Origin of the sequence: Bacteroides sp. L10-4 (assembly GCF_013373675.1) — a bacterium.
Classification (GTDB): domain Bacteria; phylum Bacteroidota; class Bacteroidia; order Bacteroidales; family Bacteroidaceae; genus Bacteroides; species Bacteroides muris.
In genome coordinates this window covers 17,805-42,632 of record NZ_JABXJH010000046.1, presented here as the reverse complement: position 1 = coordinate 42,632, position 24,828 = coordinate 17,805, and the positions used below count along the sequence as shown (strand labels likewise).

Annotated in this window: 25 protein-coding genes, 1 tRNA gene and 1 pseudogene; 7 read left to right on the top strand and 20 right to left on the bottom strand. The window is 48.5% G+C overall.

What is annotated here, in order from left to right:
* Positions 1-135: 135 nt before the first annotated feature.
* From HU824_RS20060 to HU824_RS19825, 8 genes are all read right to left on the bottom strand, one after another.
* Positions 136-330 carry a DUF1573 domain-containing protein gene (locus HU824_RS20060; RefSeq protein WP_353889732.1) on the bottom strand — a complete coding sequence of 65 codons (195 nt, stop codon included), beginning with the start codon at positions 328-330 and terminating at the stop codon, positions 136-138.
* 496 nt (positions 331-826) lie between these two features.
* Entirely contained in the window at positions 827-3,085 is a 2,259-nt protein-coding gene (locus HU824_RS14565) for a bifunctional (p)ppGpp synthetase/guanosine-3',5'-bis(diphosphate) 3'-pyrophosphohydrolase (RefSeq protein ID WP_176469211.1), read from the bottom strand.
* 76 nt (positions 3,086-3,161) lie between these two features.
* Complete coding sequence (locus tag HU824_RS14560) at positions 3,162-4,478, bottom strand: lytic transglycosylase domain-containing protein (protein WP_136011390.1); 1,317 nt, start codon at positions 4,476-4,478, stop codon at positions 3,162-3,164.
* Positions 4,479-4,505: 27 nt separating this feature from the next.
* Positions 4,506-5,342: a DUF5683 domain-containing protein gene (locus tag HU824_RS14555; RefSeq protein ID WP_136011389.1), complete on the bottom strand. Its 837-nt coding sequence runs from the start codon at positions 5,340-5,342 to the stop codon at positions 4,506-4,508.
* Positions 5,343-6,227 carry a ParB/RepB/Spo0J family partition protein gene (locus HU824_RS14550; protein ID WP_136011388.1) on the bottom strand — a complete coding sequence of 295 codons (885 nt, stop codon included), beginning with the start codon at positions 6,225-6,227 and terminating at the stop codon, positions 5,343-5,345.
* Between the two features lie 130 nt (positions 6,228-6,357).
* Positions 6,358-7,131, bottom strand: a complete 774-nt coding sequence (locus HU824_RS14545) for a ParA family protein (RefSeq protein ID WP_136011387.1) — start codon at positions 7,129-7,131, stop codon at positions 6,358-6,360.
* 335 nt (positions 7,132-7,466) lie between these two features.
* Positions 7,467-7,931, bottom strand: a complete 465-nt coding sequence (locus HU824_RS14540; protein ID WP_176469214.1) for an HU family DNA-binding protein — start codon at positions 7,929-7,931, stop codon at positions 7,467-7,469.
* Positions 7,932-7,942: 11 nt separating this feature from the next.
* Entirely contained in the window at positions 7,943-8,065 is a 123-nt protein-coding gene (locus tag HU824_RS19825; protein ID WP_255260528.1) for a hypothetical protein, read from the bottom strand.
* 250 nt (positions 8,066-8,315) lie between these two features.
* Between HU824_RS19825 and HU824_RS14535 the strand changes: the two genes are divergently transcribed.
* Together HU824_RS14535 and HU824_RS14530 are read left to right on the top strand one after the other, a co-directional pair.
* On the top strand, positions 8,316-8,843 hold the full coding sequence (locus HU824_RS14535) for a hypothetical protein (protein ID WP_176469210.1): 528 nt from the start codon (positions 8,316-8,318) through the stop codon (positions 8,841-8,843).
* On the top strand, positions 8,840-9,517 hold the full coding sequence (locus HU824_RS14530) for a hypothetical protein (protein WP_176469209.1): 678 nt from the start codon (positions 8,840-8,842) through the stop codon (positions 9,515-9,517). The genes HU824_RS14535 and HU824_RS14530 overlap by 4 nt, the downstream gene beginning before the upstream one ends.
* A gap of 25 nt (positions 9,518-9,542) precedes the next feature.
* Here the strand turns inward: HU824_RS14530 and HU824_RS14525 are convergent, their stop codons facing one another.
* On the bottom strand, positions 9,543-10,016 hold the full coding sequence (locus tag HU824_RS14525; RefSeq protein WP_176469208.1) for a DUF456 domain-containing protein: 474 nt from the start codon (positions 10,014-10,016) through the stop codon (positions 9,543-9,545).
* Between the two features lie 45 nt (positions 10,017-10,061).
* Positions 10,062-11,498 (bottom strand): DUF1080 domain-containing protein, encoded by a 1,437-nt coding sequence (locus tag HU824_RS14520; protein ID WP_176469207.1) that lies wholly within the window; start codon positions 11,496-11,498, stop codon positions 10,062-10,064.
* Between the two features lie 156 nt (positions 11,499-11,654).
* Between HU824_RS14520 and surE the strand changes: the two genes are divergently transcribed.
* The 3 genes from surE (at position 11,655) to HU824_RS14505 (ending at position 14,440) form a co-directional block, all read left to right on the top strand.
* Positions 11,655-12,419 (top strand): 5'/3'-nucleotidase SurE, encoded by a 765-nt coding sequence (gene surE / locus HU824_RS14515; protein WP_136011381.1) that lies wholly within the window; start codon positions 11,655-11,657, stop codon positions 12,417-12,419.
* A 24-nt stretch (positions 12,420-12,443) separates the two neighbouring features.
* A complete protein-coding gene (gene lpxB, locus HU824_RS14510) occupies positions 12,444-13,586 on the top strand; it encodes a lipid-A-disaccharide synthase (RefSeq protein ID WP_176469206.1) in 1,143 nt (380 codons plus the stop codon).
* Positions 13,587-13,690: 104 nt separating this feature from the next.
* Positions 13,691-14,440 (top strand): NigD-like protein, encoded by a 750-nt coding sequence (locus tag HU824_RS14505; protein ID WP_176469205.1) that lies wholly within the window; start codon positions 13,691-13,693, stop codon positions 14,438-14,440.
* 114 nt (positions 14,441-14,554) lie between these two features.
* On the opposite strand, the gene HU824_RS14500 is transcribed toward HU824_RS14505, so the two are convergent.
* From HU824_RS14500 to rsfS, 3 genes are read right to left on the bottom strand one after another with little or no spacing between them, the layout of a single operon-like run.
* Complete coding sequence (locus HU824_RS14500) at positions 14,555-15,397, bottom strand: phosphatidate cytidylyltransferase (RefSeq protein ID WP_176469204.1); 843 nt, start codon at positions 15,395-15,397, stop codon at positions 14,555-14,557.
* On the bottom strand, positions 15,387-17,399 hold the full coding sequence (gene ftsH / locus HU824_RS14495; RefSeq protein ID WP_176469203.1) for an ATP-dependent zinc metalloprotease FtsH: 2,013 nt from the start codon (positions 17,397-17,399) through the stop codon (positions 15,387-15,389). The genes HU824_RS14500 and ftsH overlap by 11 nt, the downstream gene beginning before the upstream one ends.
* A 9-nt stretch (positions 17,400-17,408) precedes the next feature.
* Entirely contained in the window at positions 17,409-17,768 is a 360-nt protein-coding gene (gene rsfS / locus HU824_RS14490) for a ribosome silencing factor (protein WP_005824036.1), read from the bottom strand.
* 217 nt (positions 17,769-17,985) lie between these two features.
* Between rsfS and HU824_RS14485 the strand changes: the two genes are divergently transcribed.
* Positions 17,986-18,059, top strand: a tRNA-Gln gene (locus tag HU824_RS14485).
* A 465-nt stretch (positions 18,060-18,524) separates the two neighbouring features.
* On the opposite strand, the gene HU824_RS14480 is transcribed toward HU824_RS14485, so the two are convergent.
* The 7 genes from HU824_RS14480 to HU824_RS14450 form a co-directional block, all read right to left on the bottom strand.
* Positions 18,525-18,884 (bottom strand): hypothetical protein, encoded by a 360-nt coding sequence (locus tag HU824_RS14480; protein WP_176469202.1) that lies wholly within the window; start codon positions 18,882-18,884, stop codon positions 18,525-18,527.
* Between the two features lie 73 nt (positions 18,885-18,957).
* A complete protein-coding gene (locus HU824_RS14475; RefSeq protein WP_217994209.1) occupies positions 18,958-19,515 on the bottom strand; it encodes a flavodoxin family protein in 558 nt (185 codons plus the stop codon).
* Between the two features lie 5 nt (positions 19,516-19,520).
* Positions 19,521-19,664, bottom strand: a complete 144-nt coding sequence (locus tag HU824_RS14470) for a twin-arginine translocation signal domain-containing protein (RefSeq protein WP_176469201.1) — start codon at positions 19,662-19,664, stop codon at positions 19,521-19,523.
* 6 nt (positions 19,665-19,670) lie between these two features.
* Complete coding sequence (locus tag HU824_RS14465) at positions 19,671-20,852, bottom strand: iron-containing alcohol dehydrogenase (RefSeq protein WP_176469200.1); 1,182 nt, start codon at positions 20,850-20,852, stop codon at positions 19,671-19,673.
* 21 nt (positions 20,853-20,873) lie between these two features.
* Positions 20,874-22,325 carry a flavodoxin gene (locus tag HU824_RS14460; protein WP_255260527.1) on the bottom strand — a complete coding sequence of 484 codons (1,452 nt, stop codon included), beginning with the start codon at positions 22,323-22,325 and terminating at the stop codon, positions 20,874-20,876.
* A 13-nt stretch (positions 22,326-22,338) separates the two neighbouring features.
* A complete protein-coding gene (locus tag HU824_RS14455; protein WP_255260530.1) occupies positions 22,339-23,367 on the bottom strand; it encodes an alpha/beta hydrolase in 1,029 nt (342 codons plus the stop codon).
* Positions 23,368-23,402: 35 nt separating this feature from the next.
* Complete coding sequence (locus tag HU824_RS14450) at positions 23,403-23,558, bottom strand: hypothetical protein (RefSeq protein ID WP_176469197.1); 156 nt, start codon at positions 23,556-23,558, stop codon at positions 23,403-23,405.
* A gap of 324 nt (positions 23,559-23,882) precedes the next feature.
* On the opposite strand from HU824_RS14450, the pseudogene HU824_RS14445 reads away from it, so the two are divergent.
* Positions 23,883-24,798 (top strand): annotated as a pseudogene (locus tag HU824_RS14445) (helix-turn-helix domain-containing protein).
* The last annotated feature ends 30 nt before the right edge of the window (positions 24,799-24,828 follow it).

The following is a 24,828-nucleotide window of genomic DNA, read 5'->3' as shown; positions in this document are numbered from 1 at the left end:
CTGATAGAGGTCGTACACCTCCTGGTAGTTTACTTTTTCTTTTGCCATAATCTTTGTTAGTAATTGGTTATGGCGCAAAGATATGCTGGGTTGCGATGCGTGTCAAGGCGGAAAATAGAATGGTTACCTTAAAGACTATTTTATAAAACCTTTAACGCGAATAATTTCAATGTCATTAGTCGCATTTGATTTAATGAAGATTGCTTTATTAAAGACTCCCTTTTTGTTTCTTATATTAACTAAGACTTCTATACTTCCGACTTCTCCTCTGGACAAAGGAGGGCTTTTATTCACAGCTGTGAGGCAATTGCATGAAACATCTGTCTTAATCTCGATTGCCCAATATTTGCGTAAGGGAAATAGATTAAAATTTCAGATGTTTGTTTCTCCATTATGGTACCAAAATCAATAACTTTATCTTTAAATAGAAGAAGACTTTCATTATTCTTACCCAATGAATCTAATTGGAAATTTTTTAAACAGGCTCTCAGTATTCAGAACCAATGTATTGGAAACTTTATTTGTACAGCTAACCAGGAAGATTCCAAGGCATAAAATTAGTTGTGTTCTCATTATTATAATGGTTATTTATAACGACTTTAATTGTGTCAATAAAGGTGGTATTTAATTCCACTATGCATATTTATTTTTAATTGCTTTATATAAATATTCAAATTACTATCAGTGTATTCACTACCAGAATATTGCTTTACTGTCAGTTGAATGTCGGTTGGTTCGCTGGAGGTTAATTGGCTTTTAACTATGTTGAGAATACTTTTTCTTAATCTATTTTTATAAGGAAAGTTAATTCTGCCATGCTTTTGCTTTAATCCTCTATTCTCACCACCTGCTTGATGTTCTGTATCTGCTTCAGATTATTACAGATAGTACGCACGTCCTCCACATCGTGTACGTAGAGCTGTATCTTTCCTTCGAAGATGCCGTCGTTGGTTTCGATGGTCAGTTTGCGGATGTTCACGTTGAGCTGGCGGGAAATGACCTGGGTCACTTCGTTCAGCAGTCCCATGCTGTCTATACCTTTTATATATATAGTGACGAGGAACGACAAATCCTTGTGCGTGTCCCACTCGGTGGCGATGATGCGGTTTCCGTAGCTACTTTTGAGGCGGGCGGCAACGGGGCACTGACGCTTGTGGATGATGACGCGGTTTTCTTCATCGATATATCCCAGGACATCATCGCCCGGAATAGGGTGGCAGCAGTCTGCCATGATATAATTCTTGGAGATGGCCTCTTCGGTCAGTTTTAGAATCTGTTTGGTATTAATCTTTTCTTGAGGGGCTTTTTCTTCCGGCTGCTCCTTGTTCTCTTTATTGTCTTTGTTTCCAAACGAAAAGGTGAGATATTTCTTCCAGTTGCTGCTCTGTCTTTCTTTGAATGCATTCTTATCTGCATCACCCAATACAATCTTCTTGCTACCGACGGCTACGAGCAATTCATCCCGGGTATGGAATTTATGCAGTTTGGTCAGTTTGTCCAATGCGGCGTCATCAATGCGGATATCTTCATTTTTGAAGAAGTCGGCGATTATGGTTTCACCCTCTTTTTGGTAAGCCTTTGCTTCTTTACGCAGGATAGAAGCTATTTTGGCACGGGCACGAGCGGTGGTGGCATATACTTCCCACTCCGGCTGCACGCGCTGTGACTTGGAGGTCAGTACCTCTACCTGGTCACCGCTTTGCAGCTTGTGGCTTAGGGGGACTAGTTTGTGGTTTACTTTGGCGCCGATGCAGTGGCTGCCTATGTCGGTGTGCAGGGAGAAGGCAAAGTCCAGTGCTGTGGAGTTCTGCGGCATGGTCTTGAGGTCGCCTTTCGGGGTGAAGACGAAAATCTCCGATGCAAACAGGTTCAGTTTGATGGTATCGAGAAAATCGATGGCGTCCGGTTGCGGGTCGTCCAGAATTTCCTTGATGGTACGCAACCATTTCTCCAGTTCGCCTTCATCTTCGCTGCCTCCGCCTTCTTTGTATTTCCAGTGGGCGGCAAAGCCTTGTTCGGCAACGTCATTCATACGCTCACTGCGGATTTGCACCTCAATCCACTGCCCGTGGTTGCCCATCAGGGTGACGTGCAGGGCTTGGTAGCCGTTGGCTTTGGGATGGCTGACCCAGTCGCGCAGGCGGTCGGGGTGGGGCTTGTATATCTTGGAGATGGAGACATAGATGTCGAAGCAGTCGTTCAGCTCCTCTTCCATATTGCGCGGTTCGAAGATGATGCGTACGGCAAGCAGGTCATAGATTTCCTCGAAAGGTACATGCTTGGTCTGCATCTTGTTCCAGATGGAATAGATGGATTTTACCCGGGCGAGGATACGGTATTTCAGGCCCATCTTATCCAATTGGGCACGTATAGGGGTAGTGAAGTCTTTGAATACCTTGTCACGCTCAACGGCGGTGGCTTCCAGCTTCTTTTCTATTTCGCGGTATTCTTCGGGGTGTTCGTATTTGAAACTCAGGTTCTCAAGCTCGGTCTTTATCTTGTATAAGCCCAGCCGGTTGGCAAGCGGAGCATAGATGTAGAGTGTTTCGCCTGCAATCTTGAACTGCTTGTTGGGCAGCATGGAGCCAAGCGTGCGCATGTTGTGCAGACGGTCGGCTATCTTGATAAGGATGACACGGATGTCGTCGGACATGGTGAGGAGCAGCTTCTTGAAGTTCTCCGCCTGCGCCGAGGCACGGTCGCCGAAGATGCCGCCGGAAATCTTTGTCAGCCCGTCTACAATCTGGGCGATTTTGGGGCCGAAGATGTTTTCGATATCCTCTACGGTGTAGTCGGTGTCCTCCACCACATCGTGCAGCAATGCCGAGCATATGGAAGTAGACCCCAGTCCTATCTCGTTGCAGACAATCTTTGCCACGGCAATGGGGTGCATGATGTAGGGCTCGCCGGAACGACGCTTGATGCCCTTATGCGCCTGGTTGGCAAAATTGAATGCTTTGGTTATTATTTCGACGCGCTTGCGGTGCTTGGTGCCCAGATAGTCGTTCAACAGTTCTTGGAATGCCTGTTCGATCATTTCATCTTCGGCTTTTTCCTTTTCCTTCTGACTTATGTTTTCTTCCATATACTGCTTTCTCCTTTCTTCACTTCACTTTTTGCAAAAATAAGCAATTTTCAACACGGGACAAGCGTTTATGTCTTTATTTATAAATCTTCAAGCGCTTTCCTGCGGAGATTCTGGTACTGCGCAATCCATTCCAGCTTTTTAGCTGATTGACAGTGACGCCGTATTTCCGTGCGATGCTGCCAAGGTTCTCGCCACTGCGTATCTTGTGGTAGGTGACATTCCCCGTAGCGGTACTGCCTTTGCTGTTGCGTGCCGTCGAGCGTGTATCGGAAACGGCTACTACTCTGCGGTTCTTGAACAACTCGTTGCTGCGGTGGGCATAGATGGTATCTTGTTTGTCGATAAAGGCACTGATGTGGTTGATGGGGAGGCGTAGTGTCTGCGGCTTGCTCTCTCCGGGGATGATGCTTTTCTTGAACTGGGGGTTCAGGCTCTTTATTTGGTCCAGGCTGATGCCGCATATATCGGCAATCTGCTCGAAATGAAGGTTGCGGCTTATCTGCACCGTATCTGTTGCCTCCGGAATGTCGGTTTCCATGGGGCAGATGTTGTGTTTGCAGTAATAGGTCATTACGTAGTTGGCGGCAATGAAGGCCGGTACGTAACCGCGTGTTTCTTTGGGCAGGTAGTTGTAGATTTCCCAATAATCCGTTTTCCCTCCCGAGCGGCGGATGGCTTTGTTGATGGTGCCCGGACCGCAGTTGTAGGCGGCAATCACCAAGTTCCAATCTTTGTAGATGTCGTACATGTCCTTCAGATAGTGTGCTGCGGCCCAGGTCGCTTTTATCGGGTCGCGGCGTTCGTCTACGAGGCTGTTGCTTTCCAGTCCGTATATCTTTCCGGTGGCGAGCATGAATTGCCATAGTCCGCAGGCTCCCGCACGGGAGACGGCAGAAGGGTTGAGGGCAGACTCTATGACGGGCAGGTATTTCAGTTCGAGCGGCAGGCCGTAGGCATCCAGTGCTTCTTCGAAGATGGGCATATAGAAATTGCAGGCGCTCAGCATGAAGGCAACTTGGTTGCGCAGGCGTCCGGCATACATGTCGATGAACTTGCGTACAATTTCGTTGTAGGGCATTTCCATGACGGTCGGCATGCGCGACAACCGGTCTATGTATACGGAGTCGCTGAACATCGGGTTCACGGTAGAGGTGCTGCAGTCTTTTCCCAAGTCTATGTAGTTCTTGGCTTTCCAGTCATTGAGCAGGCTGTCCAGCGGATAGGTCATGCTTTTGGGCAGTTCGATGGATTCTTGGCGTTCTGTACCGTTTTCGCGGATAAGCACTTCCACGCTTTCCTGCGCATGCGTGGCCGGAGCGGCGAAGAGGGTGCAAAGCAGAATCGAGGCTCCGAGGATAATTCTTCTGGTATGGATGGACTTATGTATCATATAGGTATTATGCTTTAATTTTCGTTTTTAGAATCGGAAACTGCATTGTACGCCGACGTTTCTTTTAGAGGAGCCGGTCATCTGGCTGTTGATTATGGCAGGCTCCACTTTCATGCTGAGGTCGGGGGTGATGTCGAAGTTGGACAATTCTGCGTCTACGTATGCGTCGACAACAGACAGCAGGTATACGCCGATAAAGGCGAAGATGCTCAAGTCGCGGTATCGCCGGAAAGTGTCCTTGCGCTTCCGCAGTATTTCCGTCAGCTGGCTGTTGCTGTAATTATGGTTGGGCGGAAGCAGGTCGGTGATGCTGCTGGAAGTCCAGTTTTCGTTTACGGCATCCTTGTAGGCTGCCGAATAGTCCTTGTACATCTTGCCGTTCCACGTGAGGGCGTAGGCACAACCGGCAAATCCACCATAGAAGATGGGCAGTTTCCAATATTTGCGGTTGTAGATTTGTCCGCCTCCGGGAATGACGAGAGCAAGCCAGGTGGCTTTCGTAGGATTGGGCACCCATCTTTTGGGGTCGATGGCCTTTTGCAGGCTGTCTGTAGGCACGGGCTGTTCCTTCAGGTCGGGGCTGGCGGTCATTTCCAGCATCTTCCGTTTGTTTTCGGCTGCAAGACTGTCGGCCACGGCAAGGCTGTCTTTTCCCATGGTGGGCCGTCGTCGTATTCGGTCTGTCGTCCGGTTCAGACTGTCGGCTTGCGGGCGCACGGTGTCGAGAGTATCGGTCTGATGCCGCTGTGCACGCTTTGAAGCGGCGCGCGGACGGTCCTGACCATACATAGCAATCCCTGCCATCTGTAAAAAACAGAGCAGCAGGGCAATGGCTAACTGATGTATTCTTCCTTTTTTCCTCATTTATTTCTTCAGCGTATCAAGAATGCCGATGATACGTTCTAATTCTTCTTCGTTATTGAACGGGATACTGATTTTGCCTTTTCCTTTCTCCGAGCAAGTGAGCTGCACTTTGGTACTGAAAAAGCTCGAGAGCTGTTGTTTCAGCATATTGAATTCTTCGGGCAGTTTGGCGCGTTTGGGGGCAATCTTGCGACCGCCGCTCTTCACGGTTTCGCCTTCGCTCAGCGACTTTACTATTTCTTCCACTTTGCGCACGGAATAGCCATGCTCCAGGATTTCCTCGAAGATCTTCACCTGCAGTTTGGGGTCGCCCAGCGTCACCAACGCGCGGGCATGTCCCATGTCTATCTGCTTGTTCTGCAGTCCCATCTGGACGGGAGCGGGCAGTTTGAGCAGGCGCAGGTAGTTGGCAATGGTGGTACGCTTCTTGCCTACGCGTTCGCTGAGGCGCTCTTGCGTCAGTCCATATTGCTCCAGCAGATGCTGGTAAGCGAGGGCTATTTCTACGGAGTTCAAGTCTTCGCGCTGTATGTTTTCGATGAGCGCCATTTCCATGACGTTCTCGTCATCTGCAGTGCGGATATAGGCGGGGATGCTGGTCAGTCCGGCAAGCTGCGAAGCGCGGAAACGACGCTCGCCGGCGATAATCTGGTATTCGTCGTCGCTAAGCTTGCGCAGGGTGATGGGCTGTATGATGCCGATTTCGGAGATGGAATCAGCTAACTCCTGCAACGCAACCGGGTCGAATTCATGACGGGGCTGGTTGGGATTGACCGTAATCTTCGACAACTCTATTTCATTGATGGAGGAGGAACCTTCGGTCTGCACTTCATCTATGGAGAACAGGGCGTCCAGCCCGCGTCCTAATGCATTTCTTTGTGCCATCTGTTTATTTACTATATTGACGATTTACAATTTACTATTTAGCCATGCGGGGTGATTTTGTTGTGTATTGTAAATATGGTATTTATCACTAACCCCTAATCATTAATCACTAACCGCTTATCCTTAACCACTAATCCCTTCTTGCGTTTCTGCTTATCAGCTCCTTGGCAAGTGCCATGTGGTTCTTGGCTCCGGTTGAGTCTGCGTCATAGAGAATGGTGGGCAGGCCGTAGCTGGGAGCTTCGCTCAGTTTTACATTACGCTGGATGACGGTGTTGAATACCAATTCCTGGAAGTGGCGTTTCACTTCATCGTAAATCTGGTTGGCCTGGCGCAGACGCGAGTCGTACATTGTCAGCAGGAAGCCTTCGATTTCGAGGGCGGGGTTCAGCTTCGACTTGATGATTTTAATGGTGTTCAGTAGTTTGCTGATGCCTTCCAGTGCGAAATATTCCGCTTGTACGGGGATGATTACCGAATCGGCGGCAGTCAGTGCATTGACCGTAATCAGACCCAGAGACGGGGAACAGTCTATCAAGATATAGTCAAACTCATTCTTCAGCGGAGCGAGTACTTCTTTCAGTATCTTTTCGCGGTTTTTCAGATTGAGCATTTCTATTTCGGCACCTACCAGATTGATGTGGGAGGAGATGACCTTCAGAGTGTCTATCTCCGTGTCATGAAGGGCCTCGCATACGTCTGCACGGTCGATAATGCACTCGTAGATAGTACATTCCGACTGCTTGATGTCCACACCCAATCCGGAGGAGGCGTTGGCCTGCGGGTCGGCATCTACAACAAGCACTTTCTTTTCAAGCGTGGCAAGCGAGGCTGCGAGGTTGATTGTCGTCGTAGTCTTGCCTACACCACCCTTTTGGTTAGCCATAGCAATTATTTTTCCCATAATCTCAATATTTATTGGCAGCGAAATAAGTGATAATTCCGGATAGTGCCTACTAAAAAAGAGGAAGATTGCCAAAACGGTTGATAAGTCGCCTGTTTTGTTAATAACTCCACAAGGCGGTGTGTCTCTCCGTATTCGGCGGTTCGGTCGTTATTTCCCTCTAATTAGCAGGCAAATATACATATTTATCTTGAAACAGGGAGGCTTTTTTGCCTCGCTTGCAGAAGATTAAGATTTGTTTTATGCTTTCATGTCTTTTGCTTGTTTTGTAAATAGCTTATTTTCACTGTTCTTTATACTGAAAAAGAATGTGTATTAATAGGCCGATTGGCATATTAGTCTATCGAAGCCCTTTCCCGTTCCAGTGTCTCGGGCCGCAGCATTTCTTTAGGGAAATATTTGCTCAACGGGTAACGGTAGAAGTTCATGTTTTGCCGCAACCTGTTTACAAGCGTGCGGTCGGGCTTGAAGTAGATGCGCGACACCTGTACTTTGCCTGGGGTCACATCGTCGGGGTGCTCAAAGCCCTCGCTTGTGATGGACAGGTTGAAGGACCCTAGACCCTTGATGGTGACCGACTCGCCTTCGCAGAGTGCCTCTTCGATGTACTTGGGCAAGTCCACCAATACACTCTGCACGTCGCCCTCGCTCATGCCTTTGCGGCGGGCCATGCGGCGGCCCAATATCTCTGTTGTCACTCCTCCGCGCATTTGCAAGGTTCGTTGCACGGCATAGTATAGTTGTTTCATTCCTTCCTTGGTGCGGAAGAGTTTCTTTCTTACCAGATAAATCATGTCTATATCCTTTCTTGTTATGGTTGTATATCCGTTGGGTTGCGCATGCCTGCCTGGCGTATGCCCCATCTCTTTCCGGCAGGCAGCGCATTGCCGGAAATGATGCGCAAGATGGCATCTTGTGTGTCGTAAGTCGGCATGTTGTGTTGTTCAAGTTGGCATCTTGTGCGGCAAAGGTAAGTGTGTTTCGGCAGATATGCAAGTGTTTTCCGAAGAAGTAAGGCAAGGATGTCTTCCGTGAGAGTATGACTCTTTCATTTAATGGAGTTATCGGGAGTTAAAATGAAAGATTCGTAGAAGGGGATAAATATTTTATTGCTAATGTTTTGAAATGCAAATGTTTTTTGGTATATTCGAACGCGGAATCTTTAATCAAAAATAGGGTTGGCTATGAGGAATTATTTCATCTTTTTAATTTTTGTTTCGTCTATAGCGTTAAGTGCATGTGGGCATGAAGAAACTGTTGTTCAAGAAGATGCGGATAGCCTCGAAACTTCTCAAGAACTTGTTACGGATTTGAATGATGCCGCATTTGCTGCATTTATCTTCCCGGCAAACCATAGAAAGAGCAATGAATTTGATTTATTTAATCCTGAAGGTATGGATTATGCCATAGCTGTAAAACAAGAATTTGATTTCGCTCAAATGATGAGTCTGGTGCAAGATTTGGATGCTGCAAATGAAAAGGCAAAATCTCTTTTCCCTAATGTGCATTATTGTGATGATTTGGATTTCTTAAAAGAGTATGTATCTAATATTGTGGAAATTGGAGATAAATCTCAAATTAGGCTTTTTACGGATGAAATGTGCAAGAGTATTGACAATGCAGGGCTTAGCACGGAAAGAACATTAGACTTGAAAGCAATGATGGCGATAGCAGAAAATAGTTATTCTCTTTGGATAATTGAAGAAAAATGAACAGACAGGTTGTTGTAAGAATGGTGGTTGTGCTGTTCGCACTGCTGGGCTTGAGCTTGTTTCCGCTTAAAGCCCAGAAAATATATGCCACTGACACGGAAACAGGTGAAAAAACATTTGTGCTGACCTATGGCTGGGGAATCACGGGATATGCTTCGTCTCATGGCATTTCGGCTTGGGACGTAGATGGCAAAGGTGGAGGCGTGGCCAACCTGCTCAAAGCTATGTGCTACTCTTCTTCCTCTGAAGTGGGCTATGGAGGGCTTCTCTATGGCAATACGCATTCGCAACGTTTTCAGGCAGAAGGAGTGAAAGAACGGGTGAATCTCATCTATGTGGCACCGCAGGTCTCTTACTTGAAACGTGCCACCATGTTCCCGTCATGTTTCAGCACCATGGGAGGAGGAGTGGGGTATTTGCACTACCGGAGCAAGACGGCTCTTTCGGGTCATCCTGATGACATAAAGGTTTCCGCTTCCAGTGCGGGAGTCAATGGCTTCATAGGTTTTGAATATACTTTTGCACGCCATTGGGGCATTAGCTTGGAGGTGGATGCGCTTTACTCGCCTGTCAAGTTGGGGAAAGGCGGAAGGGAGCCGATTCCTTTCAAGCCGAGAGGAAAGTTCGGCCTATTCTTGCTGACCACACAGATAGGCCTGTCTTGTCATCTGTAAACGATGGACGTGCTTTCGCTGCAATTTATAACAGTGCTTCTGCGAACTTCCAGCAGAAGTAAGCACATATCACGCATTTCGCTACTGTGCCCAGCAGGAATCCAAGTAGCGAGCCCAGTCCCGATTTCAAGGCCCGGTTTGCGTTGCTGCCTCCCATCAGCTCACCGATGAAGGCTCCGAGAAAGGGGCCGAGGATGATGCCCCAAGGCATGAAGAACAGCCCTATGATGCTGCCTATGAGACAGCCGCGTGTGCCCCATCGGCTGCCTCCGCTGTATTTGCTGCCCAGCATCGGGACGAAATAATCCAGTATCTGTACAAGGACGACTGCCGCCAGCCATAAAAGCAACTGCATGGTGGAAAACTGCGCCTTGTCCGTGAGGTGTAGGAGCAACAAGCCCGTATAGGCTACGGGCGGTCCCGGAATCATAGGCAGGATGCAGCCTGCCAGTCCGGCAATCAGGCAGAGGATGCCCAAGATGATGAGAAGAATCTCCATAGGTGTATCGTTTCTGTTGGTGAAGATGACGTCAGTTGTTCTTTGCTACTCGAATTGGTTGTATATGACAATGGGGCGGGAGCGGCGTGTGCTCATCGACGGGAACCATATATCATCGGCTGTGAGGCCGCATTGCTTGATGGCTTCGGCGCAATATTCCAGTCGTCCGAAGTCGGCATCGACATTGTTTGTGCCGAATGTGAATTTGATTCCACGTGCCTTGGCGCGACGGATAATCTCGAAACTGGGAATCCGGTAGCGTGCATTGATTTCCAAAGCGATTCTATGTTGTTGCAATACATCCAATACACGTTCAATTCGTTCGTCAGTCCAGTACTTGTCGTAATCATGCGCCATTGTGTCGGGCAGGAAGGTAGGGTTGGCATAAATGTCGGCAGGCTCGTTGGTCAGAATCAGGACTGTTTGGTCGACAAGGTGGTTCATATACTGCTCAAGCGTAATGTCGTCGAAGAGTGCTTCTTCGGCTCGGTAGATACGCGAATTGCGTCCCTTGTGGTCTATGATGGTCATGGCGTCGGTAAACAGGTAATCGAAAATCCCCAGTGATTCCTGCGAGAAAGTAGCTGTCCACTTACGCCCTTCACCTTGCACCCCGCATAGGAATGGCAAGCCTTTTACTTCATTAAAATAGTCGTATACTTCTTTGTCATCGGCCAGCATACGTCCTACACCACCCTCGCCGGCATTGGGGGCAACACCATAGTTGATGCCGTAATTCATGGACATGGCGTGTGCCATTTCCTTCGTCAGCCCTCCTTTCAGGTGAACGTGGTAGTCTATGACCGGAAAATCGCGTTGCTGTAGCCTGATTATTCCGTCCGTACGTTCGTCTGTCGGAGCGAGTGTATCCGCTTCGTTGCGTGCTTCCTTGGCAAGTCGTTCGATGGCGAGATTCCGGAACGACACTTCGCCGTGTATGCCTTGCAAGGCAATGGAACCTTGGCTTAGCAGTTGCCGGGCGTGCTCTTCTGTACGGTATGGATGTTCGGGTTCGGTATAGCAGACGACTTCGGTTCCGCCAATGCAGACCATGATGTTTTGTCCGCGTACGGTTATCTCGAAGTCAAACCATTCTCCATCTTTTGCGAGTGAGCGGTAGAGGTTGCGCACAGAGGCGAGCGAGCCGCTCTTGCGCGTACCGTCGATGTCTCCGTTACGGAATATCACCTCATAACCGGACTCACCGTCCGTATGAAAGAGGAGGCGTGCTTCGGAACCGGGTTTTGTGAAGGCTTCGCCGGTGAGCCGGAAATTCTGGTATTCTTTGTCGTTGAAGAGTTTCCGGCCTTCTGTAATGACCGGGTCTGCCGTGCGAAGCGTAGATGTCCCGTCATCCCATTGGTCAAGTGGCTCGGGGGAATTGTTTCTGCCGCAACTTGTCAGGACTGCCAGAAACAGAATGATTGCAGCGGTTGCAGCCTCGATGCGTACGGCAATGGTAGGATGGCAAAAAGTGTTCATTATGGAATGGATTTTATGAATGTTTGTATTTCAATTGTTGGCGGTGCAAAGTTAGCCTTTTCTGAGAATATCTTCGGATACAAAAGAATTATTATCCTTGTAGCATGCAGTTTAAAGCCTTTTTAGCTACTTTTGTGCGACAATAAAAAGAAGATTATGAAAAATCAGAGACCTTTGATATTGATTTCCAATGATGACGGTATCATTGCGAAAGGTATTGGCGAGTTAATCAAATTTCTTCGTCCGCTGGGCGAGATTGTGGTAATGGCGCCGGATGCGCCCCGCTCTGGAAGTGCGTGTGCGCTGACTGTAACGGAACCTATCCACTACCGGCTGGTCCGTAAGGATGTCGGGCTGACGGTATACAAGTGTTCCGGTACGCCGACCGACTGTGTGAAGCTGGCCTTTCATACGGTGCTCGACCGCAAGCCCGACCTGGTGGTGGGCGGCATCAACCACGGCGACAATTCTTCTGTAAACCTGCACTATTCCGGTACGATGGGCGTTGTGATAGAAGGATGCCTCAAAGGAGTGCCTTCCATCGGATTTTCTCTTTGCAGCCATGAGCCGAACGCCGATTTCGAGCCTGCAGGTCCTTACATCCGCGAGATAGCCCGGCTGGTATTGGAGAAGGGGTTGCCTCCATTGACGTGCCTCAATGTCAACTTCCCAGATGCCAAAGAGCTGAAGGGGGTGAAGATTTGCGAACAGACCAAGGGACAATGGATGAACGAATGGGAGAACTTTGCTCATAGAGGGGATGCCCATTACTATTGGCTGACCGGTGAGTTTGAGAATAACGATGCTGAAAATGAGAAAAATGACCATTGGGCGCTCGATAACGGCTATGTGGCAATTACCCCGACCACGGTGGATGCAACGGCATACGGCTTGATTGATGAACTGAAAACATGGTTCTGAATTAATTGACAATTATCAATTGATATGAAGTATTACTTGATTGTCGGTGAAGCTTCCGGCGACCTGCATGCCTCCCATCTGATGGCTGCATTGAAGGAAGAAGACCCGCAAGCGGAGTTTCGTTTCTTTGGTGGCGACCTCATGGCTGCAGTGGGTGGTGTGATGGTGAAGCACTACAAAGAGTTGGCGTATATGGGGTTCGTCCCCGTATTGCTGCATCTGCGCACCATCTTTGCCAATATGAAGCGTTGCAAGGAGGATATTGTTGCATGGCAGCCGGATGTGCTGATTTTGGTGGACTATCCGGGCTTTAATCTGGATATAGCCAAGTTTGTCCATGCCAACACAAGGATTCCTGTCTTTTATTATATCTCTCCCAAGATTTGGGCATGGAAGGAATACCGCATCAAGAATATTAAACGGGATGTGGATGAACTGTTCTCCATCCTACCGTTTGAGGTGGAGTTCTTCGAAAAAAAACATCACTATCCGATACACTACGTCGGCAATCCGACAGTGGATGAGGTGACGGCTTTTCTTGCTTCCGGCTCAGAGACATTTGACGACTTTGTCCGGGCAAACGGACTTTCGTCCAAACCTATCATTGCCTTGCTGGCCGGTAGCCGCAAGCAGGAAATCAAGGATAATCTGCCAGACATGCTTCGCGCGGCAGCTTCTTTTCCCGATTATCAGCTCGTACTGGCCGGTGCTCCGGGCATTTCTCCCGAGTATTACAAATGTTATGTAGGCGGGGCGGACGTGAAGATTATCTTCAACAAGACATTCTCCTTGTTGAGGCAGGCAGAGGCTGCACTGGTCACTTCGGGGACGGCAACGCTGGAAGCGGCCCTGTTCCGTGTGCCGCAAGCGGTGTGCTACCATACTCCGATAGGGAAGGTTATCGCTTTCCTGAAACGGCATATACTGAAGGTGAAGTACATTTCCTTGGTCAACCTCATTGCCAACCGGGAGGTGGTGAAAGAGCTGGTTGCCGATACCATGACAGTAGAGCAGGTACGCTCGGAGCTGAACCGTATCTTGTACGACAAGGAATATCGCTGCCGGATGCTCGAGGGATATGAGTGCATGGCATCCCGCTTGGGAGAGGCCGGAGCACCCGGACATGCTGCCCGCAAGATGGTGGCGTTGTTAAGGAAGCTGAAATAAAATCAGGATAGTTTCTAAGAAATTGTTAAAATGGAAGAAGCCGGTGCAGTAAATGCCCGGCTTTTGTATTCTCTATACAAAAACAAATGAAAAGAACTTTGATTATGAAAAAGCTGTATGGGTTATTTATGGCAATATGTTTGGCAGTGATGCCCGTCTTGCAATCATGTGATGATGGCGATGGATATTCTTTGGGTGATTTTACCCCGCCTTTGTGGGCTACTGTGCGTGTTACGGGGAATGCCTTTTACTTGAACTGCGATGTCTGGGGGACGCTTTGGCCGGTGAATACGGACATAGGATGGTATGATGCCGTGGATGGACAACGGGTGATAACCGTATTCAATCCTTTGCAGGACAACTATGCAGGATATGACCATGCCGTGAAACTGTTGCGCTTGCAAAACATTCTGACGAAAGAGGTGGAAACGCTGACTCCCGAAACAGAAGAAGATTTCGGTAACGACCCCGTGTTTATAAATAAAGGTGACATCAGCATCAGTGGTGGTTATATGAACATCTTTTTCATGCAGAACCTGCCATTCTCAACAGAACAAAAACACCGCATCAGCCTGATGCGTCCGCAAAAGGATGATGCCTTGTATGGCGAAGACGGATATATCCACTTGGAACTCCGTTATAATGATTATGATGACCTGTCGGGACGTCGCGGTCTTGGTGCTGTCTCCTATAATCTGAACAGCCTGGAGATTTCCTCAGAAACCAAAGGCATCAAACTGAAACTCAATTCGGAAAAGAATGGAGAGGTGGAAGTAACCTTTGATTTGAAAACAGTGGGAAGTAATGAAAAGCTGACTACTAATGTGGATCTGTCCAATATGCAGTTGAAGTAAGAAAAGGGTTGTGATAGTATATAGTAAGAAAGAGCACCCGGGATTTTGATGTCATCCATCTGCCCGGGTGCTCTTTTTATATGTTTTATGCAGGTTTGTTCGTGTGAACCGTTGTTAGAACATCGTCAATGCATACAGATAAACGACTGCTGCGGGAATTGCCATCAGGGCACTGTCGAAACGGTCGAGCATCCCTCCATGACCCGGCAGAATGTTGCCCGAATCCTTAATTCCCAATTGGCGTTTCATGAGTGATTCGGTGAGGTCGCCCCATGTACCGAAAATGACTACGACGATTGCCAGACCTACCCATTGCCACCACAGCATGAAAGAGAAAAAGTACGCAAAGACAAAAGATGAAGCGATGGAGAAAATTCCGCCGCCGATACTGCCTTCCCAAGATTTCTTTGGGGAAATGCGCTCAAACAGACGGTGTTTGCCTATCAATGAACCGGTACAGTAGGCACCCGTATCACTCAACCAGATGAATACGAAGATGGAAAGCGGCAGGATGGGGTTGTAGGTCACACTGCTCGTTTCCGTGGAATATTGAAAAGCAAGTACATTCAGCAGGGCGAAGGGGAGTGCCACGTACAATTGGCTTAGCATGGAGTAGGCCCAGTTACCCGTCGGGTTCTTTTTCTTGAGGTAAAGTTCCGTAATCATCATGTAGAGCAACAGTCCCAAATAAGGAAGGAATATCCGTGCTCCTATAGACTGCTGGGTACAGAAGCTCATTAATGCAAGGAAAAGGTAAGCTCCCCCCAATGCAGTGATGGTCTTGTTTATGCTTACTTCGCCGCTCCTGTTGACTAATTGGGCAAACTCATGTACGCTCAGTGCACTGATAATGGTGAACAGTATACCGAACGAAAGGGGGCTGTAAAGAATACAGCCCACCAATACTATGACGAATAATACACCGGTAACGGCACGTTGGATAAAGTTATTTTTCATGCTTTTCTTCTTTCTTGACTTCCTTTTCTGCTTCTATGGCTTTTTGTTCTTCTTCTTGCTCTGCTTTTTTCACCTCGGCAGCAGTCTTGTTTGCACTGATTTCCTCCGAACGGGAAGCCCATGGACGTTTTCCAAAGATGTGTTCAACGTCTTCGGCAAAGATTACTTCCTGATCAATCAGCAGTTGTGCCAGCCGGTTGTGTCCTTCTTGGTTTTCGGATAGTATTTTCTTGGCACGTTCGTACTGTTCGTTGACCATCTGCTTCACTTCTTCGTCAATCAGTTCCGCAGTCTTTTCGCTATACGGGCGGTTGAAAGAATATTCCTCATTATTATAATAACAGAGGTTGGGGAGTTTTTCGCTCATACCCAAATAGGCAATCATACCGTATGCCTGCTTTGTCACACGTTCTAAGTCATTCATGGCTCCGGTGGATATTCTACCCAAGAATAGGTCCTCGGCGGCACGTCCTCCCAAGGTGGCGCACATCTCATCGAGCATCTGTTCCTTGGTGGTGATTTGCCGTTCCTCCGGCAGATACCAGGCTGCGCCCAAAGCGCGTCCGCGGGGTACAATAGTTACTTTAATCAGCGGATTGGCGTATTCTAGCAACCAAGAGATGCTGGCATGGCCGGCTTCGTGTATGGCAATGGAACGGCGTTCGGCCTCGGTAGTGATTTTGGTTTTCTTTTCCAATCCACCCACAATACGGTCTACGGCATCCAGGAAGTCTTGCTTTCCGACGAACTTCTTGCCGTGGCGGGCGGCTATCAGGGCTGCTTCGTTACATACATTGGCTATGTCTGCTCCCGAGAATCCGGGAGTCTGGCGTGCCAGAAGGTCTACATCCACACTATTGTCTATCTTGATGGGGCGCAGGTGTACGCCGAATACTTCCTTACGCTCATTAAGGTCGGGTAGGTCTACATGTATCTGGCGGTCAAAACGTCCGGCTCGCAGCAATGCTTTGTCCAAGACGTCCACACGGTTGGTAGCGGCCAAGATGATAACGCCGCTGTTGGAGCCGAAGCCGTCCATTTCAGTCAGCAACTGGTTCAATGTGTTCTCGCGCTCGTCGTTGCCACCCATGGCGGCTGCTTTGGCACGTGCACGGCCTACAGCGTCAATCTCGTCGATGAACACGATACAAGGTGCTTTTTCCTTTGCTTGGCGGAACAAATCGCGAACACGGGAAGCTCCCACGCCGACAAACATTTCCACAAAGTCGGAACCTGCCAAAGAGAAGAAAGGTACGTTGGCTTCTCCGGCCACGGCCTTTGCAAGCAGGGTCTTTCCGGTTCCCGGAGGACCTACCAGCAAGGCACCCTTGGGTATCTTACCTCCCAAATCGGTATATTTTTGAGGTTCTTTCAAGAACTCGACAATTTCTTCTACTTCTTGCTTGGCTTCGGCAAGTCCTGCCACATCCTTGAATGTAATCTTGATGGGGGAACCTTTTTCAAATAATTGGGCCTTGGACTTTCCTACGCTGAAGATGCCTCCACCTCCGCTCATGCCTCCACCTCCGCTCATGCGTCGGGACATGAAAATCCAGAAACCGATAAGGAATGCAAAAGGGAGAATCTGCCACAGAATGGCACCGAAGTAGTTTCGCTTCTTTTCGTAGTTGATGGAGCCGTCAAAGTGGGCGTCGTCTCTTTCCTTTTGCAGGAAATTCCCCAAGCTCTCGCGTGAAGGGGCCTCGGTCGTAATAAGCGGATTCTTGCCTACTCGGCTGGAGTCCTGACGAAATACGTTCCCTATGTGGTGCGGTTTGACGTAAGCTTCGACGGAGTTGTCATCGTAACCGATTACTTTGCTTATATAACCGTTTCGTACATATTGCTGGAATTCATCATAAGAGATATTTTTGGTTGCCGTACCGCTTTCGTTGGTCAGGTACAGCCCTAACAGCATCATTGCTATAATCATATACAGCCAGTTCAGGTTGAACTTGGGCATATTTACTTTATTGGGTTTCTTGTTGGTATTATTATCCATACGTTTTGATTAATCGAGGTCAGGAATTTGAGTTAATTTGGCATCTGCCCAGAGGTGTTCCAGATTGTAGAATTCCCTTGTTTCAGGCAGGAAGACATGCACTAATATGTCCGAGTAGTCCATAGCTACCCATTCAGCATTGCGCAGTCCGTCTACGGCAAAGGGCTTGGTATCGGCACCCTTGCGTGTGAAGTCCCTTATGGATTCTACAATGGCTGTCACTTGGCTGGGAGAGTTTCCTTGGCAGATGACGAAATAATTGCATATTGTATCGTCGATTTTTGTCAAATCTGCGATGACGATTTTTTTTCCTTTTTTATCTTGAATACCTTCTGTTATCTGTTGAATCAGTTTCTTCGTTTCGTTCATTATACATTATTATATTAAAACAGTTGACAAATATACGTTGATTTCTCATATCAAACACGCAAAAGAGGAAAACTCTTTCAATTTTTGTTTTTTTTTAGTTATATAATCCTTTGGATTACGGTATCTTATCAGTTTTTTGCAAAAAAAATGCTCGTTTTTGTTTTGATTTATAGAAATCTTTGTATCTTTGCAACCGCAAAACGGAAATAACAACCATTGGGCTATGGTGTAATGGTAACACTACAGATTCTGGTCCTGTCATTCCTGGTTCGAATCCAGGTAGCCCAACCACTTATTAGTTATTTACAGTTAAAAAGGCGCTAAAATGGTAGTTTTAGCGCCTTTTTGTATTCTATCCGCAGGTATCCGAATATTGGGTCAGTCCGAAAACTCTGTGGGTATGTTAAATTTACGCTGTTAGTTTGCATAATCTGAGCTGTTTTTGTCTTGTTACATCCGTTTTTTGTCTGCAAACCTTGTATTCGTCAGGATCCGGAATTGGGGCCTGTTCATTGCAAAACCATTCAGGGGAAGCCTCCGGAAGCCCCCTTGGTCATGCCAGGCATACGCTTCCCGGTTTCGTCCCGGCGTTTTTCCATTTTCACGGGAGGAAATAAAAAAACGCCCCGGCGAAATGAAAAATCACCGGGACGTTTTCGAGTGTTTCCTGCGCGGAAAACGGGCGTTTAGCCCAGCGGGTTCTCGTTCTGGTCGCCATCATTGCCACCGCCTCCGGTGGTGTTGTCTTCTCCTTCGTTAGCACCGCCTTGACCGCGGAGAAGTCTTGCGGTATTCGAAAGTCTTGCAAAGGTTCTTCAGTTCCTTGCAGGGCGTGAAGACGATGCGTGCTTTCTTGATGTTGGCGGCGGTGAACTTTTCGGCAACTTCCACACCTTCGGTGCTGATGGCTACACGGAAAGAGCCGAGCAGCTGCCGCAACAGCCGCAGCAAGGCACCGCGCCGCGCGGCGGTGCGGGTGTTGGCCGGGGTGCCGTCGGGTAGCAGGCCGCCCTTGTAGGCGATGTCTATCGAGCGGGCATTGTGACCGCGGTCGCAACGCGAAGCGGTGCAGTGTATCACAATCAGGTTGATGGGGCGGGAAGTGGTCACGTTCATGGTCAGGCGGTCAGAATGGGGAACCGAAAGCGACTGTTATCAAGGAAATCTGCCGGGGCGTGAGCAGCAGGCATCAATGAATGTGATTCAGCAACCACGCAATATTCTGCCCAAGATTCTTCATGTTGGCGACGCCTTCTTTGTCTTTCATCGCTTCACCGGGAAGACGTCCGTAAGCAATGTTCCAATAAGTGGAACCCACGACATACAATTCTTTGTTGAGAAAGAAATGATTGATGGTGTCGATGGTATTCATGGCTCCGGCACGTCTGGCAACGGCTACCGCACTGCCTATTTTGTGGCGGAACATTCCCGGATTGGTATCGCATACGACACTGGCACGTTCGATGACAGCTTTCAGCGTAGATGAAATGTCGGCGGAATAGGTCGAAGAGCCGAGGATGATGGCATCCGCCTCGGTCATCTTTCGGTAAAGGTCCTGAAAAATATCATCGCCAAACACGCAGTTTTTCTTTCCTACACAGGCGAAACAGGCTTTGCAGGGATTTATCGTATGTCCTGCCAGCTGTATGTGTTCCGTTTCGTAACCTTCCTTTTCCAATTCGCCCAATACAAGATTCAGCATATCCGCCGTATTGCCGTCCTTGCGCGAACTGCCGTTGATTGCCAATACCTTTATTTTTTCTTGTTTTTTTCTTTATCAGATAATCCCGGCACATCAGTGGCATGAACGCCACCGATGCCCAGTCCTATCCCTGCCGCTACTGCGCCCATCTTTTTGAGTGCTTCACGGCGTGTCATATTTTTTTTAGCATTCATTGTCGGTTATTTATAGGATTCAGCGAATATTCGTACTATATCTTCATCCGACATTTGCACCCGGTCGCCCATGAACATGATTCCCATTACTTCGCGCGTGTTGTGCATGAAGGTTTCGAACTCGCCGGGCGTGATGCCATAGTCAGACATCTTCAGTTCCGCCACACCGCAGGCTTCCTGCAAGCGAACAAGAGCCGTGATGAAATCTTCCGGTTGTGTGGCCTCCGGCATGCCCAACAGTTGCGCCAGTTCGATGAAACGGTCGTCGCAACCGTGATTGCGGACGAAATAGCTGAAATAGGCCTTGCTAATCATTATCAGTCCCGCACCATGCGGTAGGTTGGGATGATAGGCGGAAAGGGCGTGTTCCAGTCCGTGTTCGCTGGTCAGCAGTGTGAGCGTCATCACGGCTCCCGACAGGGTGTTGGCGAATGCGACGCGGGTACGGGCTTCCAGATCGGAACCGTCTTTCACGGCACGCGGCAGGTATTCTGCGATGTTGCGGATGGCCTCGCGTGCGTTCATGTCGCTGGCAAGGTTGGCACTGGCGGCAATGAATCCTTCAACGCTATGAAACAACGCATCGAAGCCTTGAAATGCGGTATATCGAGGCGGCACGGTGAGCGTCAGTTCCGGATCGACGATGGCGAGGACGGGGAAGAGCGACGAGTGCATGATGAATGCCTTTTCGTTCGTATCTTCTTTCGTGATGACACCGCAACCGTCTGTTTCCGACCCTGTGCCGGCGGTGGTCGTAATGGCGACGATGGGCAGCGGACGGTTTTTTATCGGCTGTCCTTTGCCGGAGCCGACAGCTACGTAATCCCACAAATCGCCCTCGTTGGTAGCCAGCAGTGCGATGGCTTTCGAGCAGTCCATGACGCTACCGCCACCCAATGCTACCAGAAAATCAGCATTGTACGCACGTGCGGCATTCGCTCCGGCTTCAGAGTTGGTTACTGTCGGATTTGGCATGATGCCGTCGAATACCTCGGTTTCCACACCTGCCTGATGCAGTTGTTCTTCGGTACGGGCAAGATAACCGTTGTCGCGAGTGGATTTGCCGTTGGAAATGACAATCAGCGCCCGTTTGCCCGGCATGGGGTGCGCGTGAAGGTTGTTCAACTGTCCTGTCCCGAAAAGGATGTGGGTGGGAATGTACTGGTCATAATTCAGATTCGTTTTCATTGTCTTATGCTATTAATCATATTAATACCAATCGTGCTTCTCGTTCCGGTCGAGTGCGGTGATTCGGGCCATTTCATCATCGGTCAGCGAGAAGTCGAAAACCGAGATATTCTCTCTGATATGGTCGGGATTGCTCGAACCGGGGATAGCAACCACGCATCGTTGCAAGTGCCATCTAAGAATCACCTGCACTACTGATTTGTTGTGTTTGGCTGCAATTTCGGATAATACTGGATCACGCAAAAGTTCTTTCTGATGTCCGCGGCCTCCGAGTGGATACCATGCCTCTACAACGATACCAAGGTTATGGAGATGTTCCATTACTTCCGTGTCCTGATAATAGGGATGAGCCTCGTTCTGCACCAACACAGGTTTAATATTCACCTTCGGCAAAAAATTATTGATTTCCTTTACATAGTAGCACGATACGCCTATCGACCGGATTTTACCCGCTGCCACATATTTTTCCATCGCTTTGTACGCTTTCACGTCGTTCGTTCCCGGATGGTGCAACAGCATCAAGTCGATATAGCCGATGTCGAGTTTGCGCAGACATTCTTCAATGGCGGTTTCTGGGTCGGCGTATTGATTGGGATAGAGTTTAGTCGCCACAAAGATTTCCGTACGCGGCACACCCGATTCGCGGACACCTTGTCCCACTTCCTCCTCATTGTCGTACATGTGTGCCGTATCTATCTTGCGGAAACCGGCGGCAAGCGCGGCTTTTACGGAATTGACGCAAGTGGCTCCGTGCAGGCTGTAAGTTCCCAGTCCGAGAATCGGCATGTCATAACCGCTGCTTAATTTCACTGTCGGGGCGTTTCCGTTCGTCCCTTTCGATAGGTTAAACACCCCTGCATTCGTATCATTATTAAAATTCAGGTTCATACTTTCAATCCACTTTTCAATTGTTTCTTTCGATTCGTTTCCGTTGAACCGCCGTCCCTGTTTCCATTCGGCTCCGGTCGCCAGATGATGCAGGTCAGTATCGCTCGACCCGATGCCGCTGGAGTGCGAGGTGCAGAACGGAACGACGGTCTTGCCCGCGAGGTCATGGCTTTCGAGGAAAGTGAAAATGACTTTCGGAGCTTTGCCCCACCAGATGGGATAACCGAGGAAAACCACATCGTAGTCGGCGAGGTTTTCGCATTTGCCTTTGATTGCGGGACGTGCCGACGGGTCGTTCTGCTCGCGGTTGGCACGGGACGATGAATTGTTGTAGTTCAAATCCTCGGACGTGTACGCCACTTCGGGCTCGATGCGCCAAGTCGTCGCATCGGCCGCCTCGACAATCCGGTCGGCAATGCCTTTGGTCGTGTTTGTGCATGAAAAATAGACCACTAAGGCACGGCCGCCCGTAGGTTGTGGGTCGGGAGCTGGTGTCGGTTCTTCGATTTTCATCGGTTCATCGGTCGTACTGCAAGCATTGGAAGTAAGCAACAGCCCCGGCAATATCATAGATAATAACCACATTTTCATTGTCTCATTATTTGAGATTATTTTGAAAGAATGCTTGTATTTTATCGAACGGGATTACTGATAGATTGTCGTAAAGATCGGTATGGCTTGCGTCGGGGATAATCATTAATTCCTTGTTATCGCCCTGCAGTTTCTTGAAGGCATCCTCGCCGAAATAACGGGAATGCGCCTTTTCGCCATGAATGACAAGCACGGCGGTTTCGATTTCGTCCGCACGGCTCATCAGCGGGAAGTTAATAAAAGGAATGGCTTCCGTTACATTACGTCCCTGATTGGAGTTGAGAGAACGTTTGTGATAACCGCGAGGGGTCTTGTAATAGGCGTGATAGTCTTTGAAGAACTGCGGAGCGTCGTCAGGCAATTCATCAGGAACGCCACCGCCCGGCTTCGGGAAACCGTTGCGGAAATCCTCCGTGCGTTGGATTGCAAGTTTTTTGCGGAGCACATTGCGTGCTTCGACACTGTTATCGGCATCGAAATAGCCGTTGGCATTCACACGGCTCATGTCGTACATAGTAGATGCGACGGTAGCCTTGATACGCGGGTCGGCTGCTGCTGCGTTGATAGCCAGTCCGCCCCAGCCACAGATGCCGATAATGCCGATTCGCTCGGCATCTACCAAGTCATTGGTCGCAAGGAAATCGACAGCGGCAGAAAAATCCTCGGTATTGATGTCGGGCGACACTACGTAGCGGGGCTCGCCGCCGCTCTCTCCTGTGTAGGAAGGGTCAAAAGCAACGGTCAGGAAACCGCGCTCGGCCATTGTCTGGGCATAAAGCCCGGCAGCCTGTTCCTTGACAGCTCCGAACGGTCCGCAGACAGCGATAGCTGGCAATTTGCCGTTGGCATTCTTCGGCACATACATATCGGCCGCTAGTGTAATGCCATAACGGTTAGTAAATGTTACTTTGCTGTGGTTCACTTTGTTGCTTTTTGGAAACGTCTTGTCCCATTCGGCAGTTAAATTCAGATTTTTCATGTTCTTTACGTTATTCAAATCATTTGTTCTTTTGCAAGCGGCTCCTGTGATAAGCATGGCGCATATCATAAGGAGCGCAGTTAATTTTCTGTTCATAAATTTGTTGCTTTTATTTTTCTTACTGTTTTTGCAGGCACACCTGCGATAATGGTATTGTCGGGTACATCTTCCTTACATAAACGTGGAAAATCGGAATCCGTTTCCGAAATCTGCTTTTCGCTCCGCATTCTTTCTATAATATCATTCATTGTTTTATTTATTATTTATAGGTGCAAAATTAAGGCGTTCCATAATGCGACACGATACCTGTGTTACGGACGGAAGTACCCCGATTACAGATTTTTAAGACAGGTGTCCCGTTATGATAATCATAAAGTACCCAGTTTACGGATAGAAGTACCCGAATTACGTGTTTTGCCCTATGATGCTTTTATTATCGGGGAAAATGCATTTCCTTTGTATTGCTAATAAGAAATATGTATTAGACATCATATAGAATAAAGTTTAAGGGTGCTGTAAATCATCTTATTCTATATAAACTCTATTATTGAAAGAAAAGTATTTATAGAATTATGGATCATACTGCGGATATAGTAAAGGCTGACACCATCGAACAGTATAATCGGTTTTTTGGGTTCGAGACACACCACCCGTTGGTCGGCATCGTGTATTTCGACGGCTCTGTGCCGCAACCGACTCACCGGATGACGCTGGGATTTTATGCGTTGTTTCTCAAAAAGACGACGGGGTGCATCATCAACTATGGAAAGACGGTCTATGATTTTGATGATGAAACCGTAGTGAGTTTCGCACCGGGACAGACGATTGCCATTCACCGGCTGGAGGACGGTCCTGCTCCGGAAGCCGTCGGTTTGTTATTCCACCCCGATTTTCTGCATCACACCTCGTTGGGGCAGAAAATGAAACAGTATTCGTTTTTCTCCTATGCTTCCAACGAGGCGTTGCATCTATCGACGGAAGAGCGTATCATTCTGCAAGATTACATGGAGAAGATTGTTCGTGAGTTGCAGCATCCTATCGACAAATTCTCCAAATCGCTTATCATTTCCAACATCGAGGTGTTGCTCAACTATTGCATGCGTTTCTACGAGAGGCAGTTCATTACGCGCGAGGACATGAATCACGATGCGTTGGCTCGTTTCGAGCGGCTTCTGGACGATTATCTCTATTTGGGGACGGCAGCGAAGGAAGGCATCCCGACTGTAAAGTATTTCGCAGACAAGATTTGTCTTTCGCCCAATTATTTCGGGGATTTGGTGAAACAGGAAACGGGCAAGACGGCGCAGGAGTACATACAATTGAAGATGATTACCGTAGCCAAAGAGCGGATGCTCGATTCGGCAGGTACAATCAAACAGATTGCTGAATCGCTGGGCTTTCAGCACCCGCAGCATTTCGTCCGGTTCTTCAAACGACAGGGGGGGCTGCACGCCGAAAGAATTCAGGAACAGGATGACGGTTTCTTAAATAATCTGATATACAAAAAAAATGATTTGA